The organism is Mesoflavibacter zeaxanthinifaciens DSM 18436, assembly GCF_000422365.1.
In the GTDB taxonomy this organism is placed as follows: domain Bacteria; phylum Bacteroidota; class Bacteroidia; order Flavobacteriales; family Flavobacteriaceae; genus Mesoflavibacter; species Mesoflavibacter zeaxanthinifaciens.
In genome coordinates this window covers 140,652-167,131 of the sequence record NZ_AULQ01000001.1, presented here as the reverse complement: position 1 = coordinate 167,131, position 26,480 = coordinate 140,652, and the positions used below count along the sequence as shown (strand labels likewise).

Annotated in this window: 17 protein-coding genes and 1 tRNA gene; 8 read left to right on the top strand and 10 right to left on the bottom strand. The window is 31.6% G+C overall.

The window, feature by feature from the left end:
* Positions 1-14: 14 nt before the first annotated feature.
* The 3 genes from murA to H574_RS0100760 all read right to left on the bottom strand — a co-directional run bounded on the left by murA (position 15) and on the right by H574_RS0100760 (position 2,349).
* The gene (murA, locus tag H574_RS0100770) at positions 15-1,331 is read right to left on the bottom strand and encodes a UDP-N-acetylglucosamine 1-carboxyvinyltransferase (RefSeq protein WP_027878704.1); all 1,317 of its coding nucleotides are present in this window, start codon (positions 1,329-1,331) and stop codon (positions 15-17) included.
* An 8-nt stretch (positions 1,332-1,339) separates the two neighbouring features.
* Positions 1,340-1,981, bottom strand: coding sequence for a DUF4290 domain-containing protein (locus tag H574_RS0100765; RefSeq protein ID WP_027878703.1), 642 nt, complete (start codon positions 1,979-1,981; stop codon positions 1,340-1,342).
* 74 nt (positions 1,982-2,055) lie between these two features.
* Positions 2,056-2,349, bottom strand: a complete 294-nt coding sequence (locus H574_RS0100760) for a DUF493 family protein (RefSeq protein WP_027878702.1) — start codon at positions 2,347-2,349, stop codon at positions 2,056-2,058.
* Positions 2,350-2,438: 89 nt separating this feature from the next.
* Here H574_RS0100760 and H574_RS0100755 point away from each other — a divergent pair, with 89 nt between their 5' ends.
* The 5 genes from H574_RS0100755 (at position 2,439) to H574_RS0100735 (ending at position 6,984) form a co-directional block, all read left to right on the top strand.
* Complete coding sequence (locus H574_RS0100755; protein WP_027878701.1) at positions 2,439-2,981, top strand: AAA family ATPase; 543 nt, start codon at positions 2,439-2,441, stop codon at positions 2,979-2,981.
* Positions 2,981-4,885, top strand: a complete 1,905-nt coding sequence (locus H574_RS0100750; RefSeq protein ID WP_027878700.1) for a RecQ family ATP-dependent DNA helicase — start codon at positions 2,981-2,983, stop codon at positions 4,883-4,885. Before H574_RS0100755 ends, H574_RS0100750 begins: the two co-directional genes overlap by 1 nt.
* Position 4,886: 1 nt before the next feature.
* Entirely contained in the window at positions 4,887-5,834 is a 948-nt protein-coding gene (gene fmt, locus H574_RS0100745) for a methionyl-tRNA formyltransferase (protein WP_027878699.1), read from the top strand.
* 194 nt (positions 5,835-6,028) lie between these two features.
* Positions 6,029-6,301, top strand: coding sequence for an HU family DNA-binding protein (locus H574_RS0100740; RefSeq protein WP_027878698.1), 273 nt, complete (start codon positions 6,029-6,031; stop codon positions 6,299-6,301).
* 122 nt (positions 6,302-6,423) lie between these two features.
* Positions 6,424-6,984, top strand: a complete 561-nt coding sequence (locus H574_RS0100735) for a YqgE/AlgH family protein (RefSeq protein ID WP_027878697.1) — start codon at positions 6,424-6,426, stop codon at positions 6,982-6,984.
* On the opposite strand, the gene H574_RS0100730 is transcribed toward H574_RS0100735, so the two are convergent.
* Together H574_RS0100730 and H574_RS0100725 are read right to left on the bottom strand one after the other, a co-directional pair.
* Positions 6,981-7,823, bottom strand: coding sequence for an aminotransferase class IV (locus H574_RS0100730; protein ID WP_027878696.1), 843 nt, complete (start codon positions 7,821-7,823; stop codon positions 6,981-6,983). The two genes, H574_RS0100735 and H574_RS0100730, sit on opposite strands and share 4 nt — an antisense overlap.
* A gap of 52 nt (positions 7,824-7,875) precedes the next feature.
* On the bottom strand, positions 7,876-8,262 hold the full coding sequence (locus H574_RS0100725; protein WP_027878695.1) for an START-like domain-containing protein: 387 nt from the start codon (positions 8,260-8,262) through the stop codon (positions 7,876-7,878).
* A 137-nt stretch (positions 8,263-8,399) separates the two neighbouring features.
* Between H574_RS0100725 and H574_RS0100720 the strand changes: the two genes are divergently transcribed.
* The 3 genes from H574_RS0100720 to H574_RS13835 all read left to right on the top strand — a co-directional run bounded on the left by H574_RS0100720 (position 8,400) and on the right by H574_RS13835 (position 17,945).
* Positions 8,400-8,473, top strand: a tRNA-Met gene (locus tag H574_RS0100720).
* Positions 8,474-8,921: 448 nt separating this feature from the next.
* Entirely contained in the window at positions 8,922-12,425 is a 3,504-nt protein-coding gene (locus tag H574_RS0100715) for a M14 family zinc carboxypeptidase (protein WP_027878694.1), read from the top strand.
* Between the two features lie 81 nt (positions 12,426-12,506).
* Positions 12,507-17,945: a DUF8202 domain-containing protein gene (locus H574_RS13835; RefSeq protein ID WP_051169801.1), complete on the top strand. Its 5,439-nt coding sequence runs from the start codon at positions 12,507-12,509 to the stop codon at positions 17,943-17,945.
* Between the two features lie 53 nt (positions 17,946-17,998).
* Here the strand turns inward: H574_RS13835 and H574_RS0100705 are convergent, their stop codons facing one another.
* From H574_RS0100705 to H574_RS0100685, 5 genes are all read right to left on the bottom strand, one after another.
* Positions 17,999-20,317, bottom strand: coding sequence for a T9SS type B sorting domain-containing protein (locus H574_RS0100705; RefSeq protein ID WP_027878693.1), 2,319 nt, complete (start codon positions 20,315-20,317; stop codon positions 17,999-18,001).
* A gap of 30 nt (positions 20,318-20,347) precedes the next feature.
* Positions 20,348-21,715, bottom strand: a complete 1,368-nt coding sequence (hisS, locus tag H574_RS0100700; RefSeq protein ID WP_027878692.1) for a histidine--tRNA ligase — start codon at positions 21,713-21,715, stop codon at positions 20,348-20,350.
* Positions 21,716-21,893: 178 nt separating this feature from the next.
* Entirely contained in the window at positions 21,894-22,364 is a 471-nt protein-coding gene (locus H574_RS0100695; RefSeq protein WP_027878691.1) for a DUF6495 family protein, read from the bottom strand.
* A 6-nt stretch (positions 22,365-22,370) separates the two neighbouring features.
* The gene (locus H574_RS0100690) at positions 22,371-23,279 is read right to left on the bottom strand and encodes a glycerophosphodiester phosphodiesterase family protein (RefSeq protein WP_027878690.1); all 909 of its coding nucleotides are present in this window, start codon (positions 23,277-23,279) and stop codon (positions 22,371-22,373) included.
* Between the two features lie 67 nt (positions 23,280-23,346).
* On the bottom strand, positions 23,347-26,463 hold the full coding sequence (locus H574_RS0100685; RefSeq protein WP_027878689.1) for a TonB-dependent receptor: 3,117 nt from the start codon (positions 26,461-26,463) through the stop codon (positions 23,347-23,349).
* Positions 26,464-26,480: the final 17 nt, after the last annotated feature.

The window sequence follows — 26,480 nt, the reverse complement described above, 5'->3', positions numbered from 1 at the left end:
GGAATTAATTAAAATTAATTTCCTTCTAAACGTTCAATTTTTGCTCCAATAGCTTTAAGACGTTCTACTATTTTTTGATAACCTCTATCAATTTGTTCAATATTATGAATTGTACTTGTTCCTTTTGCAGAAAGTGCAGCAATTAACAAACTAATTCCAGCTCTAATATCTGGAGAAACCATGGTTGTTGCTTTTAATTGTGATTTAAAATCATGACCAATAACTGTAGCACGATGCGGATCGCAAAGGATAATTTTTGCACCCATATCTATTAATTTATCTACGAAGAATAAACGACTTTCAAACATCTTTTGGTGTACTAGTACTTCTCCTCTAGCCTGTGTAGCTACAACCAAAACAATACTTAATAAATCTGGAGTAAAACCTGGCCAAGGGGCATCTGCTATAGTTAGAATAGAACCATCTATGTAGTTTTGTATTTCGTAACCATCTGTATGTGCAGGAATATGTATATCGTCTCCTTGTTTTTCAACAGTAATTCCTAGTTTTCTAAATACATTTGGTATTTGTCCTAAATCATCCCAACTTACATTTTTTATAGTAAGCTCAGACTTTGTCATTGCTGCCAAACCAATCCAGCTACCAATTTCAATCATATCTGGTAACATGGTATGCTCTGTCCCACCAAGACTGTCTACACCTTCAATAGTTAATAAATTAGAACCAACGCCAGAGATTTTTGCGCCCATTCTATTAAGCATTTTACATAATTGCTGCAAATAAGGCTCGCAAGCTGCGTTATATATTGTCGTAGTACCTTTTGCTAATACAGCAGCCATTACAATGTTTGCTGTACCTGTTACAGATGCTTCGTCTAAAAGCATATCGGTTCCTACTAATTGATCTGCTTCTACGCCGTAAAAATAATCTTCACGGTTGTATCTAAATTTAGCTCCAAGATTTATAAATCCCTCAAAGTGAGTATCTAAACGACGACGACCAATTTTATCTCCACCTGGTTTTGGGATATATCCTTTACCAAAACGTGCTAATAATGGTCCAACAATCATTATTGAGCCACGTAACCCACGACCTTCTTCTTTAAAAGCTGCAGACTCTAAATATTTTAAATCTACTTGATCGGCTTGAAAACTATAAGTACCTTCAGAAAGTTTTTCTACTTTAACGCCTAAGTTTCCTAATAAAGTAATTAGTTTATTGACGTCTATTATATCGGGTATGTTATTTATGGTGACTTTTTCTGGAGTTAATAATACTGCACATAAGATTTGTAATGCTTCGTTTTTTGCTCCTTGAGGTTGAATGCTTCCTTTTAGTTGGTGTCCACCTTCAATTTTAAATGTTCCCATAAATAAGTTTAGTATCTTTTTCGGTTTCTGTTATTTTTTTTGTGTCCTTTTTTGTTGTTGGAATATTTCTTTCCGCTAGATGCTTTCATTAGACTACTAGAGTCTGTTAAATCTTCTTCTGAATTTTTGATATTTAATTCGCCATTAGATAATTCAAATAAATGATCATAAATTACATCGTCTTCAACTGTATCTTTATTCCAGTTTAAGAAACATTTTTTCATATGGTTTGCAATAGTATACACTAATGCTTCTTTCATTTCGCCTTCTTCCCATGTTCTAGCAACGTCAATCATCGTTTTAATATTGTTTCCATAAAAACGATATTTTGGAAAGTTTTGCGGATATTTTAATGGTACAGGACGTTCTGATAATTCTTCTTTAGAAGGTTTTTCAAATGGTGAATCTACATCCAACTCAAAATTAGACATAATAAATAGTTGATCCCAAAGTTTGTGCTGAAAATCTGGAACATCGCGTAAATGTGGTTGTAAATTACCCATTACTGCAATTATAGATTTGGCTACTTTATTACGTTCTTCTTTTGTTTCGCGTGATTTTGCATAGTTAATCATTTTTTGAATATGTCTACCATACTCTGGAATAATCAAGTGTTCACGCTCTGTGTTATACTCTAAATTGTCTATCAAAATTAAATAAGTGTAGTATTTATATATTTTGCATTTTGAAGTTTCTAAATGCAGTTGCAAAATACAAAAAAAAATTAAAGGCTTATTACGCCTTCAATTTTTTCTCCGACCTCTTTATACTTTTCTATAACGTGGTCTGGATTTTTCATTTTTACGCTAACCGAAACGCTGGTATATTTACCATTGCTAGATTCTTTTGTATTAATTACTGCGCCCATATTATCAAAAATAACCTCTACGTGTTCTATTTTTGATTTTTCGGTTTGCACAATAAATTTATATAAATACTCTGTAGGCCACATTGCAGTATCCTGCAATTGGCTTTTTAACTTAGCGTAAAATTCGTCCTTATTTGGTATATTATCCATAGCGTTATTATAAGTCGCAAATATACCAATTTGTTTACATTTTTTTTTAAAGAATTTAATTCCGATTTTTACACTTTAATTTACAGACTTTGATTACAAAAAAAATAGTTATTACTGGCGGACCAGGAACAGGAAAATCTTCAATTATTAACGAGCTTACAAAACGTGGTTATACCTGCTACGAAGAAATCTCTAGACAAGTTACTCTAGACGCAAGAAAAGATGGTATTGAGCAATTATTTTTAACCAAACCTTTATTGTTTAGCGAGTTATTATTAAAAGGAAGAGAACAACAATATGTAGAAGCAGAAAACAGTAATAATGAGTTTGTATTCTTAGATCGAGGTATACCTGATGTTGTTGCATATATGGATTATGCTAACGAAAGTTATCCTGAAAACTTCATTACATCATGTCAAGAAAACACTTATGATTATGTCTTTATTTTAGCACCTTGGCAAGAAATTTTTAGAAGTGATAACGAACGTTATGAAAACTTTGAACAAGCAAAACAAATACACGAAAGCCTTTTAGAAACCTACAAAAAGTACGATTATCACTTGCAAGACGTACCTTTTGGAAGTATCGAAGAAAGAGCTAACCATATTTTAAACGTTGTAAAAGCCTTGTAATGCAACATCCAATAAATATATTAGAACGTTATTGGAAATTTACATCGTTTAGACCTTTACAAGAAGATATTATAAACGCAGTTTTAAATGGCGAAGACACTTTTGCGTTACTACCAACTGGTGGTGGAAAAAGTATTTGTTTTCAAGTTCCGGCTTTGGCTAAAGAAGGTATTTGCATAGTTATTTCGCCTTTAGCGGCTTTAATGAAAGACCAAGTTAGAGCTTTACAAAATAAAGGTATCAAAGCAATTGCATTAACTAGCGGAATTAAACCTTCTGAAATTGATACTCTTTTAGACAATTGTATCTACGGAAATTACAAATTTTTATACTTATCGCCAGAGCGTTTACAACAAGAACTAGTACAAGATCGTATTAGACAAATGAATGTTAATTTAATTGCTGTAGACGAAGCACATTGTATAAGTCAATGGGGAAACGACTTTAGACCTGCCTATAAAAACATAACCTTATTAAGAGAATTACAACCAAGCGTTAATGTTATTGCGCTAACAGCTAGTGCAACACCTAATGTTATTGACGATATTGTAACCGAGCTTGATTTTTTAGATCCAAAAATCTTTAAGCAATCTTTTTACAGAAAAAATATCGCTTATATGGTTTTTGAAGAAGAAGATAAATTTTTTCGTTTAGAAGCTATTTTAAATAAAAATAAACAATCGTCTATTATTTACGTTAGAAACAGAAGACTGACCATTGAAATCTCTAACTTTTTAGAACAAAAAAACATCAGTAGTACTTTTTATCATGGCGGTTTAAATAATACAGAAAAAGACCAACATCTTAACCAGTGGATAACTAATCAAAAACAAGTTATGGTGGCGACTAATGCATTTGGAATGGGCATAGACAAACCAGATGTAAAAACAGTTATACATTTAAACTTACCAGATAGTATAGAAAACTACTTTCAAGAAGCAGGTCGTGCAGGAAGAGATAATACTAAAGCATACGCAGTTATCTTAAAAAATAAAAATGACGATGCACTTTTGCACAAACAATTTATAAGTGTATTACCTACAGTAGATTTTGTTAAAACTGTATATAGAAAATTAAGTAACTATTTTCAAGTGTCTTATGGTGAAGGCGCTTACCAAACTTTTGAATTTAATTTTAATCACTTTTGTAAAACCTATAGCTTTAACTCAACAAGCGCTTACAATACATTACAAATTTTAGATAGAAATAGCGTAATAACTTTAAGCAAACAATTTAATAACCGTACAGAAGTACAATTTATTATACCTAACAAAGCATTGTTTTCTTATTTAGAAACCAATAAACAACTTGCTACCATCGTCAAATCTATTTTAAGAACCTATGGTGGTATTTTTGAACATCAAACAAAAATAAATAACAATTTAGTTGCTAATAAAGCAAATGTAAGTGAGCAACAACTTTTTATGGCGCTAAAGCATTTAGAAAAAGATGAAGTTATTACACTTAACATTCATAAAACAGATGCTCAAATCACCTTTATAGAACCAAGAGAAGATGATAAAACAATTAACCGTATTGCTAAAACAATAAAACAACAAAACGACTTAAAGCAAAAGCAAGTTAAAGCTGTTTTAGATTATGTAAATAATAATGACGTTTGTAAAAGCATTCAGCTACTATCCTATTTTGGAGAAAAAGAATTAGAGGAATGTGGAATTTGCTCAGTCTGTATTAAAAAGAAAAATGCTCCTGCTAAAACAACTTCAGCAGATGTCAATAAAGAAATCATAAAACAATTAGAATTTGGTCATTTAAGCTCTAAAGACTTATTTAAAGCATTACCTTTTTCTGAAGAACAAATAAACAATACATTAAAACAAATGTTAGAGCGTAACATAATAGAAGTTACAGCAACAAACACTTATAAATTAAAACATTTATAAAATGAAAGATTTACGAATAGTATTTATGGGGACGCCAGATTTTGCTGTGCAAACCTTAAAAACCATATTAGAGCATAATTATAATGTAGTTGGTGTTATTACAGCACCAGATAGACCAGCCGGTCGTGGAAGGAAATTAAACGAAAGCGCTGTAAAAACCTTTGCAAAAGAAAAAGGATTACACATTTTACAACCAACAAACCTTAAAAACGAAGATTTTTTAGACGAATTAAAAGCGCTAAACGCCAATCTACAAATTATAGTAGCATTTAGGATGTTACCAAAAGTAGTTTGGGATATGCCAAAACATGGTACATTTAATCTTCATGCTTCATTATTACCAAACTATCGCGGTGCAGCACCAATAAATTGGGCAATAATAAATGGCGAAACTAAAACAGGCGTATCTACATTTTTTATAGATGAAAAAATTGATACAGGAGAAATGATCCTTCAAAAAGAAATAGAAATTGATCCAACAGAAAATGCCGGTAGTTTACATGACAAATTAATGCATATTGGTAGCGATCTGGTTATAGATACCATAAAACTTATAGAAAAAGGGAATGTAAACACTACGCCTCAACCAGAAGATGCTATTAGTAAAACAGCTTATAAATTAAATAGAGATAATTGTAAAATTAATTGGGAAGCAGATTTAGATCAAATATTTAACCAAATTAGAGGACTTAGTCCATATCCTGCTGCATGGTCTATTTTAAAAAATGAAGATGAAGAATTAGACGTAAAAATCTATAAAGCTGAAAAAGAATCCGAAAATCATAATTTAATAACAGGAACTGTTATTTTTGATAAATCCTCAATTAAGGTAGCAGTAAAAGGTGGTTTTATATCAATACTAGAAATTAAGCTTCCAGGAAAGAGAAATATGGATGTAAAATCACTTTTAAACGGATTTTCTTTAAGTGAAAATGCAAAAATGCTGTAAAGCCTTATTATCACTGATTTCATTAAAAAAGCAAAAAAAACAAGCTTCTTTATTAACAAAAGGGGCAACTTATTAACAAAACACTCTATTTCCCTTACTATTACTTGCATAGTAGCATAATCCGTATAAATTTGTAAGAGGATTTAACAAAAATATGTTTAATCAACTATTTATTAATAATTAAAATTAAAATTATGAACAAAACAGATTTAATCGACGCTATGGCGGAGCACGCAGGAATTACTAAAGCAGCAGCAAAAAAAGCTTTAGAGTGTGCATTAATCGAAATTGAAGGAGCTTTACAAAAAGGAAACAGAGTTTCTTTAGTTGGTTTTGGATCTTGGTCAGTTACTAGAAGAGCTGCAAGAGAAGGAAGAAACCCTCAAACAGGAAAGACTATCAAAATCAAAGCTAAAAACGTTGTTAAGTTTAAAGCTGGATCTGATTTAGCAAACGCTGTAAACTAGTATTTGCTTAAAATAATTACCAAAAAGCCTTCTATTTTAGAAGGCTTTTTTTGTTAATAGAGTATTATAATTGGTATTTAAACAAATTAATGTTACATTTAATGTAATAATCCTTTTAAATTATGACTACAACCAAACCAAAAAAGGGTGATTTATTAATTGCAGAACCTTCTATTATAGGAGATGTTTCTTTTAACAGATCTATAGTATTACTTACAGACCATAATAAAGAAGGTTCTATTGGATTTATACTTAACAAGCCCTTAAACTACACTATTAAAGATTTAATACCAGAACTTGATGCCTCTTTTAGAGTTTACAATGGTGGACCTGTAGAGCAAGACAATCTATATTTTATACATAAAAGACCAGATTTGATCCCAGATAGCATAGAAATTTCTTTAGGAATTTTTTGGGGAGGAGATTTTAATGTAGTTGCTAATCTTATTGCCGAAAAGAAAATTGATCAAAAAGATATAAAATTCTTTTTAGGGTATTCTGGTTGGGAAATAAATCAACTAGAAGACGAATTAAAATCTAATGCATGGGTTGTTACAAAAAACACTTATGAAAAAGATATCATAGAAAAAGATTACGAGACCTTCTGGAAAGAAAAGATGTTAGAATTAGGTGGTGATTATTCTATTTGGTCTAATGCTCCAGAAAACCCAAGTTATAACTAGCTTAGTCTAACTTTTACATTTAACTTTTGCAACAATGCTTTTGCTACATTTGTCGCAAACTGCTTTTTTCTATATTTTGATACTGGTTGTATACCTGTTATTACATTGGTAATAAACATTTCGTCGGCTTTTTGTATTTCAAAAGGAGAAATAGAAGCTTCTTCTAAAGTATATTCTTCCATTAAATTAATAATTTCTATTAATTGTTTTCTAATTATTCCTTTTAAACATCCATCTGATAATGGTGGTGTTTTAATAGTATTCCCTTTAACTAAAAATACATTTCCGTTTAAAGCCTCAACTACACTTTTATTTGTATTAATTAACAAACAGTTGTCAAGGTTATTTTCTTTTGCATAAATACTACCAACAACATTTAAGGCTTTATTATTGGATTTTAATGTTGAAATTAAACTAGGAGACACATAAAAGTCTTTAAATAAATCAACTTCATAATCGCCTTCATTTAATAAATAGAAGTCTTGATCTAAAGCTTTTACAGAAACAATAAACTCTACATCATTACTTTCTGGTTTATATAATCCACCTTCTACTCTATGCACTTGCAATTTTACTCTACAAGTAGCTGTATCTAATTGATTAGCTTTTATGGTTTTTAAAATTTCATCTTGAAGAAACTCTAAAGTAAAACTCATAGGTATCTCCATACGCATAATACGCATAGATGCCATTAATCTAAAGTAATGGTCTTCAAAAAAAAGAAGTTTACCGTGTACTGCTTTTATGGTTTCAAAAAGCCCATCACCATAGGCATATGCACGATTATTGTTTGTAATTACTGTATTATTTTCTTGAAGATTTCCGTTAAAATTTATCATAAAAAAAGTCCCAAATTTCTTTGGGACAAATATACTCTAATTGTTGCGATTTTTAAGCAGAACCTAAGACTTGTTTTAAGTCAGAGATTTGATTAGTCCATAACATTTTTGCTTCTTCTACCTCGTCTTCTTCAGCATAGTCTGTAATCATTAAAGATACATCTTTGGTAATTTCGTCTACTTGAATTCTAATTTCAAAGTAATAAGGATCATCTTCATCATCTAACCATCTAAATTTTACACGTTCTCCAGACTTTTTTGTTAGTAACTTAGCTTGTTCTTCTGCTCCATCCCAGATAAATTTAAATAATTCTCCTCTAGAGTTAACATTATCTGCAAACCATTCTGACAATCCAGAAGGTGTTGATATATACTGGTATATTAATGACGGTGATGCATGGATAGGAAACTCTAACTCATACTTAATTTTTTCTTCCATTTATTTTTACTTGAAAATTATTACTGCCAATATATACATTAATTAACAAGTTTAGAAATCATTTTAAAAAATATTTAATTTTAAAAATAATGTTTGCTTGATATAATAATGTTATTATATTTGCACCTCCAAAATATGGCGAGGTAGCTCAGTTGGTTAGAGCGTTGGATTCATAACCCAGAGGTCACGAGTTCAAATCTCGTCCTCGCTACAAGAAAAAAGCTAAGATGTATGTCTTAGCTTTTTTATTTTTCAATAAAATAGTTTTTTCTTCTACTATTCCCGTACTTATTATTAATTAAGATTACCTTTTTATTAAGATTTAACCTGTTAAAAAACAGATAATTAACATAAAAACGTATGTTTTTTCATAAAATGAATAGTCAATTTGTGAAAAAATTGATATTACAAGTGTACGTATTTTCGCAGCTTCTGATAAAAAAACATGCATTTCATCGAAAAATTATGCGTTTTACAGATGATTTAACTAAAGTAAGTTACATTTGTAGGCAAATACTCATACCTTTTGTCGGATAAATTTGCGTTTAAAAGAAAACTAATGATTCCAATAATTGAAATAGTATTTACGGATTAGGATATTTTAATATTGCTTAACCCAAATTATTAATTAATTAAACCCTTATTTGAATTAAAAAATCATGAAAAAAACTAACCTACTAGTCACTCTTATTTTATTATTGCTATCACAATTAATTATAGCTCAGGATTCTCATAAAAGAATTAGTATAACTAACCCTTCTAAATCAACATTACTAAAAATAGCTACTTCTGGTATAGATTTAAATTGCGGAGCTAACCACTCTCATGATAATCTTGTTTTAGATTTATCAAAAGAAGAAGTTAATGCATTAGTTAATAAAAATGTTTCTTTTAATGTTATTATCGATGATTTAGAAGAATTTTACAGAAAAAGAGCAGTAAAAACTAAAGCTAAAGCAATAGCGCAGTTAAATGCTGAAAAATCTTTATCAGCTACTAACACTAATACAACACAACGCGCATCTATTTCTAATACAGTACAAGACAATATTATACAATACATAAACTGTGATGAAATTAATTGGGTAACACCACAAAACTTTCATCTTGGTTCTATGGGTGGATGTTTAACTGTAGATGAAATGAAAACTGAACTTGATGAAATGAGAAGTTTCTCTATTACTAATGGTTTAGATATAGTTTCTCAAAAATTAGATGCTTCACCTACAGGACAAACCACTTGGGGAAATCCTTCTAATACAATTTTTAATAATGGATTAACTTATAGTGGTATAGGTAACAGTAGATGGAACCCAGAAACTATATATTATGTAAGAATTACTGGTAACGAATCTTCAACTCCAGAAAACACAAAACCACAAATTCTTTTCACTTCAATGATTCACTCAAGAGAAGTAAGCGCCTTAATGAACAATATATTCTTCATGTGGTATTTAATTGAAAACTACAATACCAATGACGCTATTAAAGAATTAGTAGATAATAATGAATTATACTTTGTACCTATAGTTAATCCTGACGGACTAAGATGGAATGAGCATTTAAGTCCAAATGGAGGTGGAATGCAACGTAAAAACACGAGACCTAATACAGGTAGCAATTCAAGTTCGACTTCTATTAGAGGTGTAGACTTAAACAGAAACTTTGATTATTATTGGGGTTACAATAATGTTGGTTCTTCTGGTAGTCAAACAAGTAATACTTACAGAGGTCCATCTCCTTCTTCTGAGCCTGAAACTCAGATTATGGAAGATTTTATTTTAAGTAAAAACTTTCAAACTGCTGTTTGGAATCACTCTTACGCTAATTCTGTACCTCATCCTTATGGAGGTGTACCTTCTTTAAACTCAGGAAGAGAAGATGAGTTTTATAGTTGGCACGAAGAAATGACTCGCTACAACAGATACCTTTATGGTGCTACGATCTTTTATGAGTCTAATGGTATTCCTGACGATTGGATGTTAGGAGGAGCTCCTGATAATAATGGATCTACTGGTTCTGGTCAAGCTATATTAGGTACTACACCAGAGCACGGAAGTGAAGGTTTTTGGCCTCCACAAACATCTATTATTCCTATTGCAAAAAGATCGATGAGAATTTCTTTTGGTACTGCCTATTATGGTGGTAAATACGCAAAACTTCATGACTTAACGCAAAGCAACATAGATGATACAACTGCTAACTTAGATTTTGGAATTGAAAGAATTGGTCAAACTGCAAGTAATTTCACCTTAACTATCACTCCTATTTCATCTAATATAATTAGTATTAATGCTCCTGCCACACAAACTGGTATGAATGTCTTAGAGCAAAGAAATGTATCTGCTCAAATACAACTAGATCCAAGTATTGTTGCTAACGAAAAAATAGAATATAATGTAAAATTATCTAACGATAATGGTGTTATATATGATGTTAACTACGAAAAATATTACCAACCAACAGTACTTTTTGACCATGATCCTGATGTAGATGGCATTACTGGTTGGACACAATCTGGTGGATGGACATTATCTAGTGCAGACACCTATACAGGAACAAATACTTTAAGAACAAATGGTGTTGCTCCGTACTCTAATAATACAACAAGAACATTAACTACTACCAATAGTTATGACTTTTCTAATTCTACATCTGTTGTTGTACAATACTATTCTAAATGGGATATTGAAAGAAATTATGATTTTGTTGAAATCTTAGGTTCAACTGATGGTGGTAATAACTGGCAATCTCTTTGTGGTAAGTATACAAAACCAAATGCAACTAGTAATACTACAACCCATGATAATAAAGGAGGATCTTCTAACTTCCAAGCTAATAGTATGGGACAAGTTTATGATGGAGACAGAAGAGATAATTGGGTGATGGAAGAAATTGCTATAGATGCAGCAAACAATTCTTACTTATTAGGTGCTAATAATGTTAAATTCAGATTTAGATTTAGAACAGATGGTAGTAACGTATCAGAAAATTACACAACTACTTCTGATGGTTTTTTTATTGATGATTTTAAAATTATTAGTATTCAATTACCTTGTACTGAAACAACTCCGACTGGTTTAACTATAGATAATACAACGGTATTTTCAGCTGAAGTTTCATGGGATATAATTCCTTCTGCTACTTATGATATTAGATATAAAGCCTTATCAAGCTCTACTTGGACAGTTGTTAATAATATAAACACTAACTATTACACAATCTCAGGCTTAAATGCTTCTTCAGATTATGAAGTTCAAGTAGCAACTAGATGTAACACAACAACATCTCCTTATTCTTCCTCTGTTTATTTTACTACTAATAATATTGTACCTTGTACAGGAGATTCTATTGCAACATTTCCTTATATAGAAAGTTTTGAAGCAGATTTTGGATTCTGGACACAAGCTGCTAATGGAACTGAAGACGATATAGATTGGACAAGAAATTCAGGATCTACTACATCTACTGCAACAGGACCAAACTTTGCCTCAAACGGGTCTACGTATATTTACACAGAAGCTTCATCAAATGTTACTCCTGCTGGTAACCCAAATAAAGTTACATATCTAATTAGTCCTTGCTTTGACTTAACAAATTACATCAATACAGAACTTACTTTTGATTATCATATGTACGGATCCGATATAGGTACTTTAAAGCTGCAAGTTAGCTTAGATAATGGTGGTAGTTATTCTGATTTATTTAGTATTAGTGATCAACAACAATCTTCTAATGGAGCTAGTTGGAATACAGAAACAGTAGATTTATCTACATATGATGGACAAGTAATTAAATTAAGGTTATTTGGTTTAACTGGTACTAGTTTTAATGGAGATATCGCTGTTGACAACATTAATATTACTGCTCAAGAAAATGAACCTTTATCAACTCAAGATTTTACTAGTCAAAATATTAAAATCTATCCAAATCCATTTAATAACAGTTTTAATATAAGCTTATCCTCAAATTTTATAGGTCATAAAATAGAAGTGTCTGTCTATGATATGAGAGGTAGATTAATAATACAAGAAAATTCTGTTTTTGATCAAAAAGCAATAAGTGTTGATAATTTAAAATCAATCTCTAACGGTACTTATTTTATCAAAATAAAAGACTTAGAAAACCAACAATTAATAACTAAAAAACTTATAAAACAATAAAAAGGAAACACCCTTTTTTAAGTGTAAAAAGTAAATATTCAACAACAAGATTAGCCCCAAACTAATCTAAACCAAACTATTATGAAATCAAAAAACTTAAACAAGTCATGTCTTGCTATTGTCATTTTGTTTAATTTATTTTTAAGCAATTATGCCTTTTCTCAATGTGCATCAAATGGTAATAATACAAATGATGAATACATAGGTCGTGTTCAATTACAAGCAATTGATAACACCTCTGGTGTAGGTACAACAAGTACAGGGTACTCAGATTTTACAGCAATAAGTACAGATCTTACTCAAAATTCTAACTATACGATAACGGTAACACCTATATGGACAGGTCCTATTTATAGCGAAGGATATGCGGTTTGGATTGACTATAATCAAGATAACGATTTTACAGATCCAGGTGAGTTAGTTTTTTCTAACAGCCCAAGCACCGCTTCTCCTGTATCTGGAAGTTTTACTGTACCTGCTACAGCTTTAACTGGTAATACCACAATGAGAGTTAGTATGAAGTTTGGTGGTACACCTACTTCTTGTGAAGTTTTTTCTTACGGAGAAGTTGAAGATTATACAGTAAACATTGTTTCAGCTACCCCATACAATGAAGTTAGTGTTACAGGAAACGCTACAAATATAGATGATGGTGACACAACACCTTCAACTGTTGATGGTACAGATTTTGGTAATGCAGATATCGCAGGAGGAACTGTTAACCAAACCTTCTCTATCATAAATTCTGGAAATATTAATTTAAATCTAACAGGCGCTTCTCCTTACGTAACAATTACAGGTACAAATGCTGCAGATTTTACGTTAATAGCTAATCCTACTACTCCTATAACTCCAGGAGGAAACACTTCATTTACAATCCAATTTGATCCAAGTGCTACGGGAGTAAGAACAGCAACCGTATCGTTTGCTAATGATGATACAGATGAAAACCCTTTCAACTTTAATATACAAGGTACAGGTATAGTTCCACCTCCTTGTGGTACAACCGTATTGCATACTGCAGATTTCGAATCTGGAACTAATGGATGGGTTAAAGGTAATATACTTTCCGGTGATGCATATAGAGCAAATAATGCTGCTTGGTCATACTCTGGGAATAGTTCTTTAGTAGTAAGAGATAACTCAGGAACTAATTCTTCTTTTGACTCTCCTATATTTAATTTTACAGCTTATGACAAAGTAGACTTTAAATTTTTCTTTGCACCTAACAGTATGGATTCTTCATACAGTGGTAGCAATAAAACATACTCAGAAAACTTCTTAATAGAATATAGTAATAATGGCGGTCTATCTTGGACTACTGTAAAATCTTTTGAAAGTGGACAAGTAGCACAAAAAACTGCAGATTTTGAATCAACAAACTCTCCTATTTTTTATGCAAGAACCGTTTCTATATTAGCTACAGATTATACATTTTCAGCTACATCTAGATTTAGAGTTAGATGTGATGCTAGTGATAATGATGATCAAGTATTTATTGATTTAGTAACAATTTCTGGTACTTCTTTTTGTACACCAACAGATGGTCCTGGCGGAGTTAGTGCTGATTTAGATTTATGGTTAAGAGGTGATAAAATTGATGGTTATGGTGTTACTACTGATGGTACTAACGTAACTACTTGGGTTGATAACGGTAAGGGTAATGACGCAACAACAACTGTATCTGGGCAAGAGCCTGTTTATAGAAATAATGAAACAGATAACATAAACTTCAACCCTGTAATTGATTTTGAAAACAATCATAATACTGCAAGTCCTGACATGACATATATTAACGGTAGAGATGAGTTAAGTGGCTCTTCAGGATTTAATAGTAATGACATGTTTTTAGTGGTTGTAGCAGATCCTACAGTAACAGGATCTATGAATCCATTAGACACCTTTACAAGTACTGACCCGCTAGCAGAAAGTTATGCCGAAGACGTAACAGGTGTTGGATTTGGTGGATATACACAAAGATTATCTGGTGAGCGTTTTACCTACTGCATTGGTACTAGTAGTGGTAACGGTCCGTATACTGGATATGGTCGTGGTGACACATCTGGTGCTAACAATTATAATAAATTCAACATTATAAACGTAAGACAAAATTCTACAAACACAGATATGGAAGTTTACCTAAACTCTAATTCTGTTTCTACTACATTAAACGATATTTCTCTTTACGCACCAATTAACAATAGAAAGTATTGGTTAGGTAGAAGTCAGTATTACGAAGGAAGTTTTGATGGTAAAATAGCAGAAGTTATTACTTTTAATTCAAGAAAACTAGACGGTGCTTCAGAAAGAAGAAGAATTGAAAGCTATTTAGCATTAAAATACGGTATCACACTTGGTGTTAACGGTACTGCAATGGATTATATAGATTCAAACGGAAATATCGTTTGGGATGCATCTGCTAATTCTGGATTTAATCATGATATTGCAGGAATATTTAGAGACGACGCTTCTAACCACCAACAAAAACAATCTAAAAGTATTAATACATCTAGCGTTATTACAATTGGACATGGGGACATAGTTACAACAAACTCTAACAACACTAACAATTTTGATAACGATAGAGATTATTTAGTTTGGGGACACAACAATGGAGCATTATCTGGGTCTACTGTTCTATCTGTAAACTTAGGCGCATCTTCAACTTCTGTAACAACTTTATTTGATAGACGTTGGAAAATTGTTGAAAATGGAAATGATGTTAGAGACGTTAAAATATCAATTCCTTCATCTGTGCTACCTTCTAAAGCTGCTGATCAAGAATATGCTTTAGTAGTTTCTAACTCTTCTTCTTTTGGATCTAATGATATTGTTGACGTTATTCCTATGAATGTTAATGGATCAACTTTTGATACTTGGTATGATTTTGAAAATACTAAATACTTCACTTTTGGTATTGCTTCAAGAGTTGAAGGAAAATATAATGTAGAATTTTCTGCTGGTGATTTTTTAGTAGGTGAAAACTTTGTAAACCTTAATAATTCTTTTACAGTATCTGCATGGGTTAGAAATCTAGGAAACGGAGGTGATTATGTCTCTAAAGGAAATGCTTATAATTTCGAAATTATGAGTAACGGAAGAGTTAGAGCCAATATTAATGGTACAAATTATGCACAATCTTCTACTTCAATAACCGATACTAATTGGCATCATATAGCATATACCTATTCTGGTGGTAATTTAAGGCTATATATAGATGGTGTAGAAGACGGTAATAGTCCTATTGGTGGAGTAGCAATTCCTATTGCCACTACAGATTATTTTGCTATTGGTGTAAACTATATAGATAAAAACACTATTAGTAATTCTTTTAATGGAGATATAGATGAAGTAAGAATTTGGGATAGAGTATTAACTCAAAACCAAATCAAATATTTAATGAATCAAGAACTAGAAAACCTTAGTGGTACTGTTAATGGTGCTTACCTTCCACAAACTATCACGCTTAATGAAGCAACAAGTTTACCGTGGAATGAGATGCAAGCTTACCATAACATAAATGAATTTTATGGTACAACAGTTGTTGATGGTTCTGGACACAAAAACTGGGTTAGAATAAAGTACCTAGTAACAGGTAAAAATATTATGGATAATCAAGCTGCTCCATTACCATATACAACAACAAGTAATGGTCTTTGGACTAACAACTCTTCTTGGACTAATGGTACTGAGCAATACATACCTGGTTCTGCTTCTATTGTTGACCCTACCATTACTGTAGATTGGAATATTGTAGAAACGTCTCATAATATTACTATGGACAATGCTAGTTTACCTACTGCTAACAATCTAAACCGTTCTGTTCTTGGTTTATTTGTTACTGCTAACGAACTTGAACTTTCTGGTGATACTGCTACTAATGCGGGTAATGGATTAACTGTAACTCACTACCTTAAAATTGATGGTAAAATTGATTTAGAAGGAGAATCGCAATTAATACAAACAACAGATAGTGATTTAGATCCTACTAGCTCTGGTAGTTTAGAACGTGATCAACAAGGTACGCGCGATTTATATACTTATAATTATTGGGCATCTCCTGTTGGTATGATTAATTCTACTACTAATAACAATAGTTATACTTTACCTAATGTCTTTAGAGATGGTACTAATCCGGCTGCACCTACTAACATTAACTTTATTACTAATGGATATAATGGTTCTTCGGGCTCACCTATTGGTATTGCAGATTATTGGATTTGGAAATACGCTAATCAATCTGGTGCTTATGCAGATTGGCAACACGTACGTAGTACCGGTTCTTTACTTCCTGGGGAAGGATTTACTATGAAAGGTGTGGCTAACACAGCTGGCAATGTTACTTTAGAACAAAATTATACCTATCAAGGTAAACCTAATAATGGCGATATTACTTTACCTATTACTGCTAATAATGAATATTTAGTTGGTAACCCTTATGCTTCTGCTATTGATGCTCACCAATTTATAATGGATAATGCACCTACTATTGATGCGGCTGGTGCGACTACTGGTACGTTATACTTCTGGGAACATTGGGGCGGAGGATCTCATATACTAGCAGAATACCAAGGTGGTTACGCTACCTATAATTTATCTGGTGTTACTCCTGCTGCTTCTTACGGAACCAATGACCCTATGGTTGCTACTGGTGGTACGCCTTCTAAATTACCTGGTCGTTACATTCCGGTTGGACAAGGATTCTTTGTTAAAAGTGAAGCTACTGGTACTATCAGATTTACTAATGCGCAACGTGTTTTTGAAAAAGAAGGTAGCTCTTCTTCTACTTTTGTTAGAACTGCTAATATTAACGAGAGTGCTTCTGCATACAATATTGATAACCGTTTAAAAATTAGACTTGGTATCAATACTGTAAACGGTATACATAGACAACTTTTAGTTACTCAAGATTCTCATGCTACTCCTTCTCATGATTGGGGATATGATGGAGAAATCAAACAACACCAAGTAGATGATATGTATTGGATGATTGAAGGTAAGAAATTTATTATTCAAGGGACTGATGTTATCGATGTTAATACCGTATTACCTATTGGTATACATACTGATGATAGTGGTAACAATACTTTTACTATTGATGCTTTAGAAAATGTTCCTGATAATTTAGAGATTTACATCTTTGATAATGCAACAAGTACATATCATGATATTAGAGCTAACGATTTTACTATTAACTTACCTGCTGGCGAATATCTAGATCGTTTCTCTATGGTATTTAGTACTTCTTCTACTCTTAGTATCGAAGATAATGTAATTGTTCAAGACATTAATACATATTACAACAATAGTCAATCAAGTATTATTATTAATAATCCTAAGTTACACAACATAACATCTGTTAAGTTATATAACATTTTATCTCAAGAAATCTTTAACGAAACAGATGTTGATACTTTAGGTTATATTGCTTTAAAAACAGGTAAATTAATTACTGGCACTTACATTATTAAAATGAAAACTGATGTTGGTGAAATTTCTAAAAAAGTCCTGATTGAATAAATAAAACCAAAGCCTTACAATTAAAAAGCCGAAACGTATGTTTCGGCTTTTTTTTATCTTTTTAATGCAAAATGACCTGAATAAGTCCTTCCGTCATACCGTGTTAGTATAAACCAATAATCATCAGATCTAAGATTTAAGCCATTAAAAGTTCCATCCCAAGAATTATCATCTGGATTTAATTGTTTAATAAATTTACCGTACCTATCAAAAATATCTATAGTATAACTACTTTCAGAAGCTATACTTTTAATCTTCCAAGCATCATTTATTCCATCATTATTAGGTGTAAAAAAACTAGGATAATAAATTAAAAAAACATCTTCACTTACTACTCCACAGTTGTTTTTATCTCTAACATATACGGTATAATCTCCATACTTAACATCGTTAAATACGTTACTGTCCTGAAAAAATATTCCATCTATAGAATATTCATAATTACCAATTCCTTCTACTTCAACTATTATTGAATTTTTATTGCTTGTCCAGTCGTCTACAGTAATATTAGTGATTTCTGCAACATCAGAATTTGAAACATTAAAATACTTAATCTCTGTACAAGTTATATCATTATAATAATTAGATACTTCTACCCAATATTCACCAGTTTCATTTAGAGTTATCGTGTTAGACACTTCTCCCGTAGACCACAATACATTATCAAAACCATAGGGAACAGAAACTGTTACCTCTTCGTTTTTACACAAATACCAGTTTTCATTAAATTCAAAATCAGGTGTTTCTAGATAAATAATTTGAAATTGTGAAACAGTAAAACAATCCGGATTATTTTTATTAAAAACTCGCACATAAATTGTTGTTTCTATATTTTCACTTTGAAAAGGTAACTCTATAGGGTTTAAATTTTGTTCTGCTTCTACAAAACTATAATGATAAGACGTCATAAATTGCCCATTTGACTCAATATTTAATATGGATTGGTTTTGAAAGTTAAAATCTAAAGGATCATCAAAGCTATCTGAACATAAAATAATATCTGACGACGAAGTAATAACTGGCACATCATAAATAGTAATAGTTTGGTTTTGCTCAATTACGTTAAAGCCATCTATCAAAGTAATTGCTACTTGATATTCTCCTGGTGCATCATATAAATGATTTACAGTTTCTTGATTAGAAAACGTACCGTCTCCAAAATCCCATAAAACAGAGTCAAAAATTTCGTTACCACTAACCTCAAATTCAGTAAATTCTCCAAAACAATTTCCTTCAAATTTTATATAAGAATCAAAAAAAGATTGAATAAATGGTGGTAATCCTGCTTTAGATACACCAGTTGTCAAGTAAACGCCATCATACTGATAATCTGCTTGATCACCATATGCATTAGGATTATTAATAACGCCTAAATAATCATACTCAAAATGTGCTACATAAATTTTCTTGTCTGGACCTAATTGTAAGGCACTATGAGGAAAATCTCCAAAAGACTCTCCGTTTGTTGTTAAATCGTATCTTGAGTTTATAATATCATTATAATTAAAATTTGATGTATCAAATTGTATAATTCCGTCTTGGGTTTCTGACACGTAAAGATATTTACTGTTAGAAGAAAATTCTACACCATAAATATAACTAAGAGGCAAACCTTGATCAAAATCTGTTATTTGAATATTATTACTTGGTTTACCTGTTGTAGCGTTAAACTCAAATAAATCTAAAACCTCAGAAGAGTAAGCTACAGCTAATTTTGTACCATCTGGAGATATCTTCATTGCTCCAACATTATCATAAATATCAATTGGCGTATGACCGATTTGCGTCTCTACAGGATTTAATAGTATTCCATTATTAGTTATTAAATAACTAACAAATTTATTTGAATCACTTGCATGAGATACAACCCAAATATCATTTTCATTAGTATGTTTTATTGCAGAAATCTTCTCTGAAGTTGATTCATATAAAAGAACATTTTTTTCTGAAGTGACAACATCTCCTAACCCAGAATCTAATGACATATCTACCAAACTATATCTTAACCCATTTTCTCCTCCTGTTTCTGGCAAGGAAAACACATAGTATAAATTAATATTTCCTGGATGAGGTATGATAATACCTGATTGAGTACTAGAAATTGAACCTAACAAACCTGTTCCGTTTGGCATTAGTTGGTGATTTTTATTCCATACATCAATACCGTCAGTATAAAACAATAGATCTCCATTACTGTCCGAAATTGTAGAACAACCTTCGGGCGTATTCAAGACTCCATCATCAAGAGCTACAGGTATACCGTTACTAAAATTAATACCAGCATTTTGACCAAAATACCAATTGTTTGCTTGATTTTGACCAAATAATACTATTGTAAAAAGTAAATTTAGTAGAAAAAGCAGATTTTTCATTTAAATAGCAAAAACCTAAAGATAAGGTTTTTAGCTAAATTTTTTAACAACTTGCTCTAAATTAACATTTTGTTGCTCTCCGGTAATCATGTTTTTTAAAGCAAAAAGGTTGTTTTCTACTTCTTGTTCTCCTACAATTATTACAAAAGGAATATTTCTTTTGTTAGCATAATTCATTTGCTTTTTCATTTTTGCATTATCAGGATAAAGCTCTGCATTTATACCGTTTTCGCGTAAGGTTTTTATTGCTTTTAGAGAATATAATGCTTCTTTTTCTCCAAAATTAATAAACAATACTTCTGTAGATTTTGTTATAGTTTCAGGAAACAATTCTAGCTCTTCTAATACTAAATAAATACGATCTAGCCCAAAACTAATACCAACACCACTCATATTTTTCATCCCGAAGATACCTGTTAAATCATCGTATCTTCCGCCTCCGCCAATAGATCCCATTGCTACGTTTGGAGCTGAAACTTCAAAAATTGCTCCTGTATAATAGTTTAAGCCTCTTGCTAAGGTAACATCAAGTTGAAGGATAGCAGATTTTAAACCAAGTTCTGATATTGCTGTATTTATAAATTGAAGTTCTTCAATGCCTTTTTTTCCTTCTTCAGAAGTACTTAAAATAGAGTTTAAACTTTCTACTTGTGTTCCAAAATCTCCTGATAAGGTAAATAAAGGTTGAAGTTTTTCTATACCGTCAGGACTTATTCCTTTACTAAGCATTTCTTCTTTTACCTTCTCCTCTCCTATTTTATCAAGTTTATCTAATGCTACTGTAAAATCTATTAATTTATCACTTGCACCTATAACTTCTGCAATACCTGATAAAATTTTTCGATTATTAATTTTTATAGTTGCGCCTTCTAGTTTAAGTGCTGTAAACACTTCGTCGTATAATTGCACTAGTTCTACTTCTTGCCACAAACTATTACTACCTACCACATCTGCATCGCACTGATAAAACTCTCTAAAACGACCTTTTTGGGGTCTATCTGCACGCCAAACTGGTTGCATTTGGTAACGTTTAAACGGAAATTCTATTTCGTTTTGGTGTTGTACCACATATCTTGCAAATGGAACGGTTAAGTCGTAACGAAGGGCTTTTTCTGATATACTTGACGTTAATTTATTAGAGTCCTTATCGTCGTAAGCTTTTTGATCTGCTTTAGAAAGGTAATCTCCGCTATTTAATATTTTAAAAATCAAGCGATCACCTTCTTCTCCATATTTACCCATTAAAGTGTCTGAGTTTTCAAAACTTGGTGTTTCTATAGGCATAAATCCAAAACGTTCAAACTTTGATTTTATAGTATTAAAAATATAGTTACGTTTTGCGACTTCTTCTGGATTAAAATCTCTGGTTCCTTTTGGTATGCTTGGTTTTTGTGCCATATTAACTTCCTGCGATTGCAGAAATTTATTTAAATGATTATTCTTTTATTTCACTTTAAAAAAACTTAGTGTTCTATTTCTTTAAAGTAATTGTAATTGCTAAAAGCAAAAATAGTAGTTTAGTTACAAATAACGAAAGTTAATTATTGAGATTACTATCTATGCAGAAGTGACTATTTTAATTGATTAAATTGTTCATATACTCATACAACTCACCTTTTGTAATATTGCTTCCTTGTTGGATAAGTGCAAACTTATCTAGGTTTTTGTCATCAGAATATTCTTTTTTTGCTTGCGCAAACTCTACACTTTCGTCCATTAAATTGTTACGTAACCAATTAAAGCCTTCTTGTGTAGTTACATCTACATCATCTTTTTCAATTTTTATCCCTATTAAATGCATATGATCGTCGTTTAATGCAAAAAGATGTATGTTTTTAGGCGAAATATGTTCTAAGTATTTGGCTGCTGTTAATACGCCTTCCCAAACCAAATCACTAAATACATCTAGCTCTTGTTCGGCTACTTCTGGTTTTTCTGTTTTAATGGTTTGCCACTCTTCTGCTGTGATAGATTGTGTGGCTAAAAAGTTGATAAATTCTTGGTGCAGTTCTTCAAATTGTTCTTTTGTAAGTCTTGCGTATTTCATGTGTTTTTATTTTGAAATTTGTAAAGCATTAGCGGCTTCAAATGGTCTATCTGTTGCAAAAACATCTATACCTTTTTGCATCCAATGTCTATATAATGTATCAGATTTTGTTTTTGCTTGTTTGTCTAAGTTTCCTAAAGTACCTAAAATGGTTTTGATACCTAATTTATGTATGGCTTTATACAAACTATCTGACGATAATGTTGTACCCGTAAATGCTAACATATTTTGGGTTGGTATTTTTGAGTGTAAAAGCCAATCTAATTCTTTTGTATTTCTTGCTGAAACAGAAAGTAATAAATGAGGTTCAATTGTATAAGCTTCTGTAGCTTGTTGTATATCGTAAGTGATTAAAACAACTTGATCTTGTGCTTGTAATTGATTGACTAAATTTACGATAGATTTATAATCTACACTTCGTTTTTTATCTAGTGTTAATACAATATTGTTCTGTTTTGCAAATAGAAGTACATCTTTAAGTGTAGGTATCTTAAAATTTGTTTCTGTACCAAAATCATCCACCAAATTAAACTGCTGAAGTTGCTTATAAGTATAGTTAGTTAATTTGCCAGTACCCGTTGTTGTGCGATCCAAACTATTATCGTGCATTAAAACTAATACACTATCTTTAGTTTGTGCTACATCAATCTCATAAATAGCAGATATACTATCATTAATATATTTTAAGGTTTCTAGGCAGTTTTCTGGATAATTGCTTAATCCTTTTCCGCCACGATGTACGCTAATTATTGGTTTATCATCACTACGATACTTAAACTTTTTAAGTAAAATAGATGTGGTTTGATTTGATTTTGATTGCGGTTTTACATCTTGTTTGTTTTTATTGTTACAAGACAATGTAACCAATAATAATATTGGTAAAATATAGGTATATATTGTTTTTAAGTTTTTCATTATAATCAAAAAAAATGCGTTCCTAAAAATAGGAACGCAAATTTAAGAATTTAATGTTAGCTAATTGTTAGAAAATGTATCTAACACCAAACTGAGCTTGCCATCTAGAATTTAAACTAGTATCGTAAGAAAAAGTTTTTTCTACTCCTGTAAACGTGTAAGTTGGCACACCATTACCATCTACAGATACTCCTAATGGTTGTACTGACGTAGGCTGCTGTACTAATCCCCAATCGCTATTTATTAAATTTCCTACATTTAAAATGTCTAAACTTAATTGAATTGTATTAGTTTTATTATTACCGACATTAAACTTGTAGTCTTGTAGGATTTTAATATCCCATCTTCCTCTCCATGGTGCTAAAGCGCCATAACGCTCTACATAATCACCTCGTCTTTCGCTTAAATAATCATCTTGTTGAATAAATGCTTCAAAAGCTTCTGCTTGTCCTGCGCCAGAAAATTGCATTTGTTGCAGTTCATCTGCTGTGGGAACATATAATAAATCGTTAAGAACAGATCCATCTCCATTAATATCTCCGCCGTACGTATAGTTGAATCTTCCGCCTTGAGCGTATTCAAAAAATGATGAAACTGTAGTAGCCCATTTATCATTACCGTAATTAAATTTCTTACTAAACACACCAATAAATCTGTGTGTATCTCCATATTTAGAATAAGATAATACATCATTATTTGCATTACCAACTACTGGGTTAAATGCAAATGCATCTCCTGTAATTTCTGCTTCAATAGAGTTTACATCTTTAGAGTTTAAATAATTATATGCTAAGCTGGCATAAATACCATTACTAAATGTTTTTTGAGCTTTTGCTGTAAAATTCCAAATACGACCTTTATCAGAATTTGTAAATACATAAGCATTATTTATAATATCATCTGATGTGTAAATTGGTCTTGTATCTCCAGGAGAATTTAAGTTACCTGAAGGATTACGAAGTCCCCAATTTTGCACATGTGCACCATTAATATCTTTAGTATAAGAGATATCTGTTGTAGCTATTATACCATTATTAAATCTGTAATCACCTCCGATATTAGTCCTCCAAACTTGAGGAAATTTAAAGTCTGGATCTACCATTTGGTAAAAGAAAACTTCTGGATTTGCAATTTGGTTTCCTAACCATACAAAAGGTAATCTACCTGTAAAAACACCAGATCCACCACGTAATTGAAAGCTATTATCTCCTTTTACATCATAATTAAAACCTACTCTTGGAGACACTAAAATATCGTTAGTTGGCATTTTTGTGTTATCTAAAAATACAGACTCGCCGTTATTTGGATTTACATATTGAATGTCTGGAGAATAACAACAAGCTCTATCAATAACTTCTTGTGCTTTTGTAGATGTATCAAAATATAATGGTTTATCAAACCTTACACCGTAAGTTAATTTAAATTTATCGGTAATGTTCCATTCATCCTGTAAATAAAAAGCTAACTGACCAACATTAGTTTCGGCTAAAGCCCAACCACCAGCTACACCTTCTCCGTTTGCCTCTAAGCTATTATGTGCAGACTGTGCTGCATTAAATAAATCTTCTAACTGTCCTGAATCTACGAAGTTTTGGAAATCGTCCATAGTTGTTGTTGGAAAAAACACACCTTGTGCCCCATAAGCTCCTAAATTAAACGAGTTATCAAACTGAAATTTTTCAAATGAAAAACCAACTGTATATGTATGATCTCCTTTTAAGAAGTTTAAATTGTTTGACAGCTGAAATACTTTTTGATCTAATCTATTATTGATAGAAAAAGGTTCATGTCCTGCTATAATATAGTTAGATCCACCTTGAGTAATAGTTATTGTTGGTGCAGGTGTAGATAATGCATCTCTAAAATCGTCAAAATGAGTATATCCCATTTGTAATTTGTTTGTTACATTACCAGGTAGATTAGAGTTTAACTCTAACTGAAAAGACTTGATATTATTATTAATTTCGTACCCTGTATTTTCAAATTGAAGTGTGTTTGTATTTGGTCCTCTAAAACCTAAAGCAGATGGATGTGCTGGCTTTTCTTTAGATGCATTTAAAAAGTTATAAATAACAGCTAATCTATTGTTATCATTTATATTCCAGTCTAACTTAAAAATTCCTTTAGTTGAATTTGATTCATAATTAAATCCTGTATAACGTCCTGGATTATAACCTAAATCTAATAATGCGTTTTGCACCAATAACAAATCAGATTCTAAAACACGAGTCTCGTTAATAGCTCCTGTACCAGAGTTAGGAACAAATCCTGCAGATCCTAAATCTGAACGCTCATCTTTTTCAAAATTAGCAAAGAAAAACAGCTTATTTTTCACAATTGGTCCACCAATACTAAGACCGTATTGTTGTTGCTCTAAATCTGCTTGAATCACATCTTCTCCCTTAATTTTTCCACCAGTCATGTCTTCATTTCTAGTAAAACCATAAACAGTACCATGAAACTCATTTGTACCACTTTTTGTTACTGCATTTACAGCTGCTCCAGTAAAACCACTAAGCGTTACATCGTATGGCGCTAATGAAACTTGGATTTGCTCAATCGCATCTAATGATATTGGCTGAGAATCTGTTTGTCCTCCAGGTGTCGCAGCATCTAAACCAAATGGATTATTAAATACAGCTCCATCTAAAGTAAAGTTGTTAAATTGATCATTTCTTCCTCCAAAAGAGTTTCCACTTGCAGATGGTTCTAGTCTTGTAAAGTCTGTTGCAGATCTTGAAATAGTTGGTAATCTAGTTAATTCTCTCCTACCAACACTAGTTTCGGCACCAGTACGATCGCTACCAAAAGTACCAGAAGATGATCCTGTAATCACTACTTCTTCTAAAGCTTCTTCATTAGAAGTCATTTTTGCATCAAGGTTTGTTGTTTTACCTAATGTAAGATAGACATCTGTAAATGCTTGTTCTGTAAAACCTACATAAGAGATTGTTACTGTGTAAGGTCCACCAATTCTTAAATTTAATAAATTGTAACGACCATCAAGGTTTGTAACAGCTCCATATTTGGTCCCTGTTGGGTTGTGTACTGCGACAACATTAGCTCCTAATAAAGGAACATCTGTATCATCTACAACCAATCCTTTTATGTTTGATGTTGTTGTTTGAGCGAACCCAGTTAAAACAAAAAACATAAATAATAAAGTAAATGTAATTTTTTTCATTGTGTTGGTAATTAGTT

What these genes read in the sequence shown, in the direction of transcription:
- H574_RS0100685 (WP_027878689.1), bottom strand. Translation starts at nt 26,463, where the DNA reads ATGAAAAAAATTACATTTACTTTATTATTTATGTTTTTTGTTTTAACT.
- H574_RS0100705 (WP_027878693.1), bottom strand. Translation starts at nt 20,317, where the DNA reads ATGAAAAATCTGCTTTTTCTACTAAATTTACTTTTTACAATAGTATTA.
- H574_RS13835 (WP_051169801.1), top strand. Translation starts at nt 12,507, where the DNA reads ATGAAATCAAAAAACTTAAACAAGTCATGTCTTGCTATTGTCATTTTG.
- H574_RS0100730 (WP_027878696.1), bottom strand. Translation starts at nt 7,823, where the DNA reads ATGATAAATTTTAACGGAAATCTTCAAGAAAATAATACAGTAATTACA.
- hisS (WP_027878692.1), bottom strand. Translation starts at nt 21,715, where the DNA reads ATGGCACAAAAACCAAGCATACCAAAAGGAACCAGAGATTTTAATCCA.
- H574_RS0100735 (WP_027878697.1), top strand. Translation starts at nt 6,424, where the DNA reads ATGACTACAACCAAACCAAAAAAGGGTGATTTATTAATTGCAGAACCT.
- H574_RS0100750 (WP_027878700.1), top strand. Translation starts at nt 2,981, where the DNA reads ATGCAACATCCAATAAATATATTAGAACGTTATTGGAAATTTACATCG.
- H574_RS0100725 (WP_027878695.1), bottom strand. Translation starts at nt 8,262, where the DNA reads ATGGAAGAAAAAATTAAGTATGAGTTAGAGTTTCCTATCCATGCATCA.
- H574_RS0100715 (WP_027878694.1), top strand. Translation starts at nt 8,922, where the DNA reads ATGAAAAAAACTAACCTACTAGTCACTCTTATTTTATTATTGCTATCA.
- fmt (WP_027878699.1), top strand. Translation starts at nt 4,887, where the DNA reads ATGAAAGATTTACGAATAGTATTTATGGGGACGCCAGATTTTGCTGTG.
- H574_RS0100740 (WP_027878698.1), top strand. Translation starts at nt 6,029, where the DNA reads ATGAACAAAACAGATTTAATCGACGCTATGGCGGAGCACGCAGGAATT.
- murA (WP_027878704.1), bottom strand. Translation starts at nt 1,331, where the DNA reads ATGGGAACATTTAAAATTGAAGGTGGACACCAACTAAAAGGAAGCATT.
- H574_RS0100695 (WP_027878691.1), bottom strand. Translation starts at nt 22,364, where the DNA reads ATGAAATACGCAAGACTTACAAAAGAACAATTTGAAGAACTGCACCAA.
- H574_RS0100760 (WP_027878702.1), bottom strand. Translation starts at nt 2,349, where the DNA reads ATGGATAATATACCAAATAAGGACGAATTTTACGCTAAGTTAAAAAGC.
- H574_RS0100690 (WP_027878690.1), bottom strand. Translation starts at nt 23,279, where the DNA reads ATGAAAAACTTAAAAACAATATATACCTATATTTTACCAATATTATTA.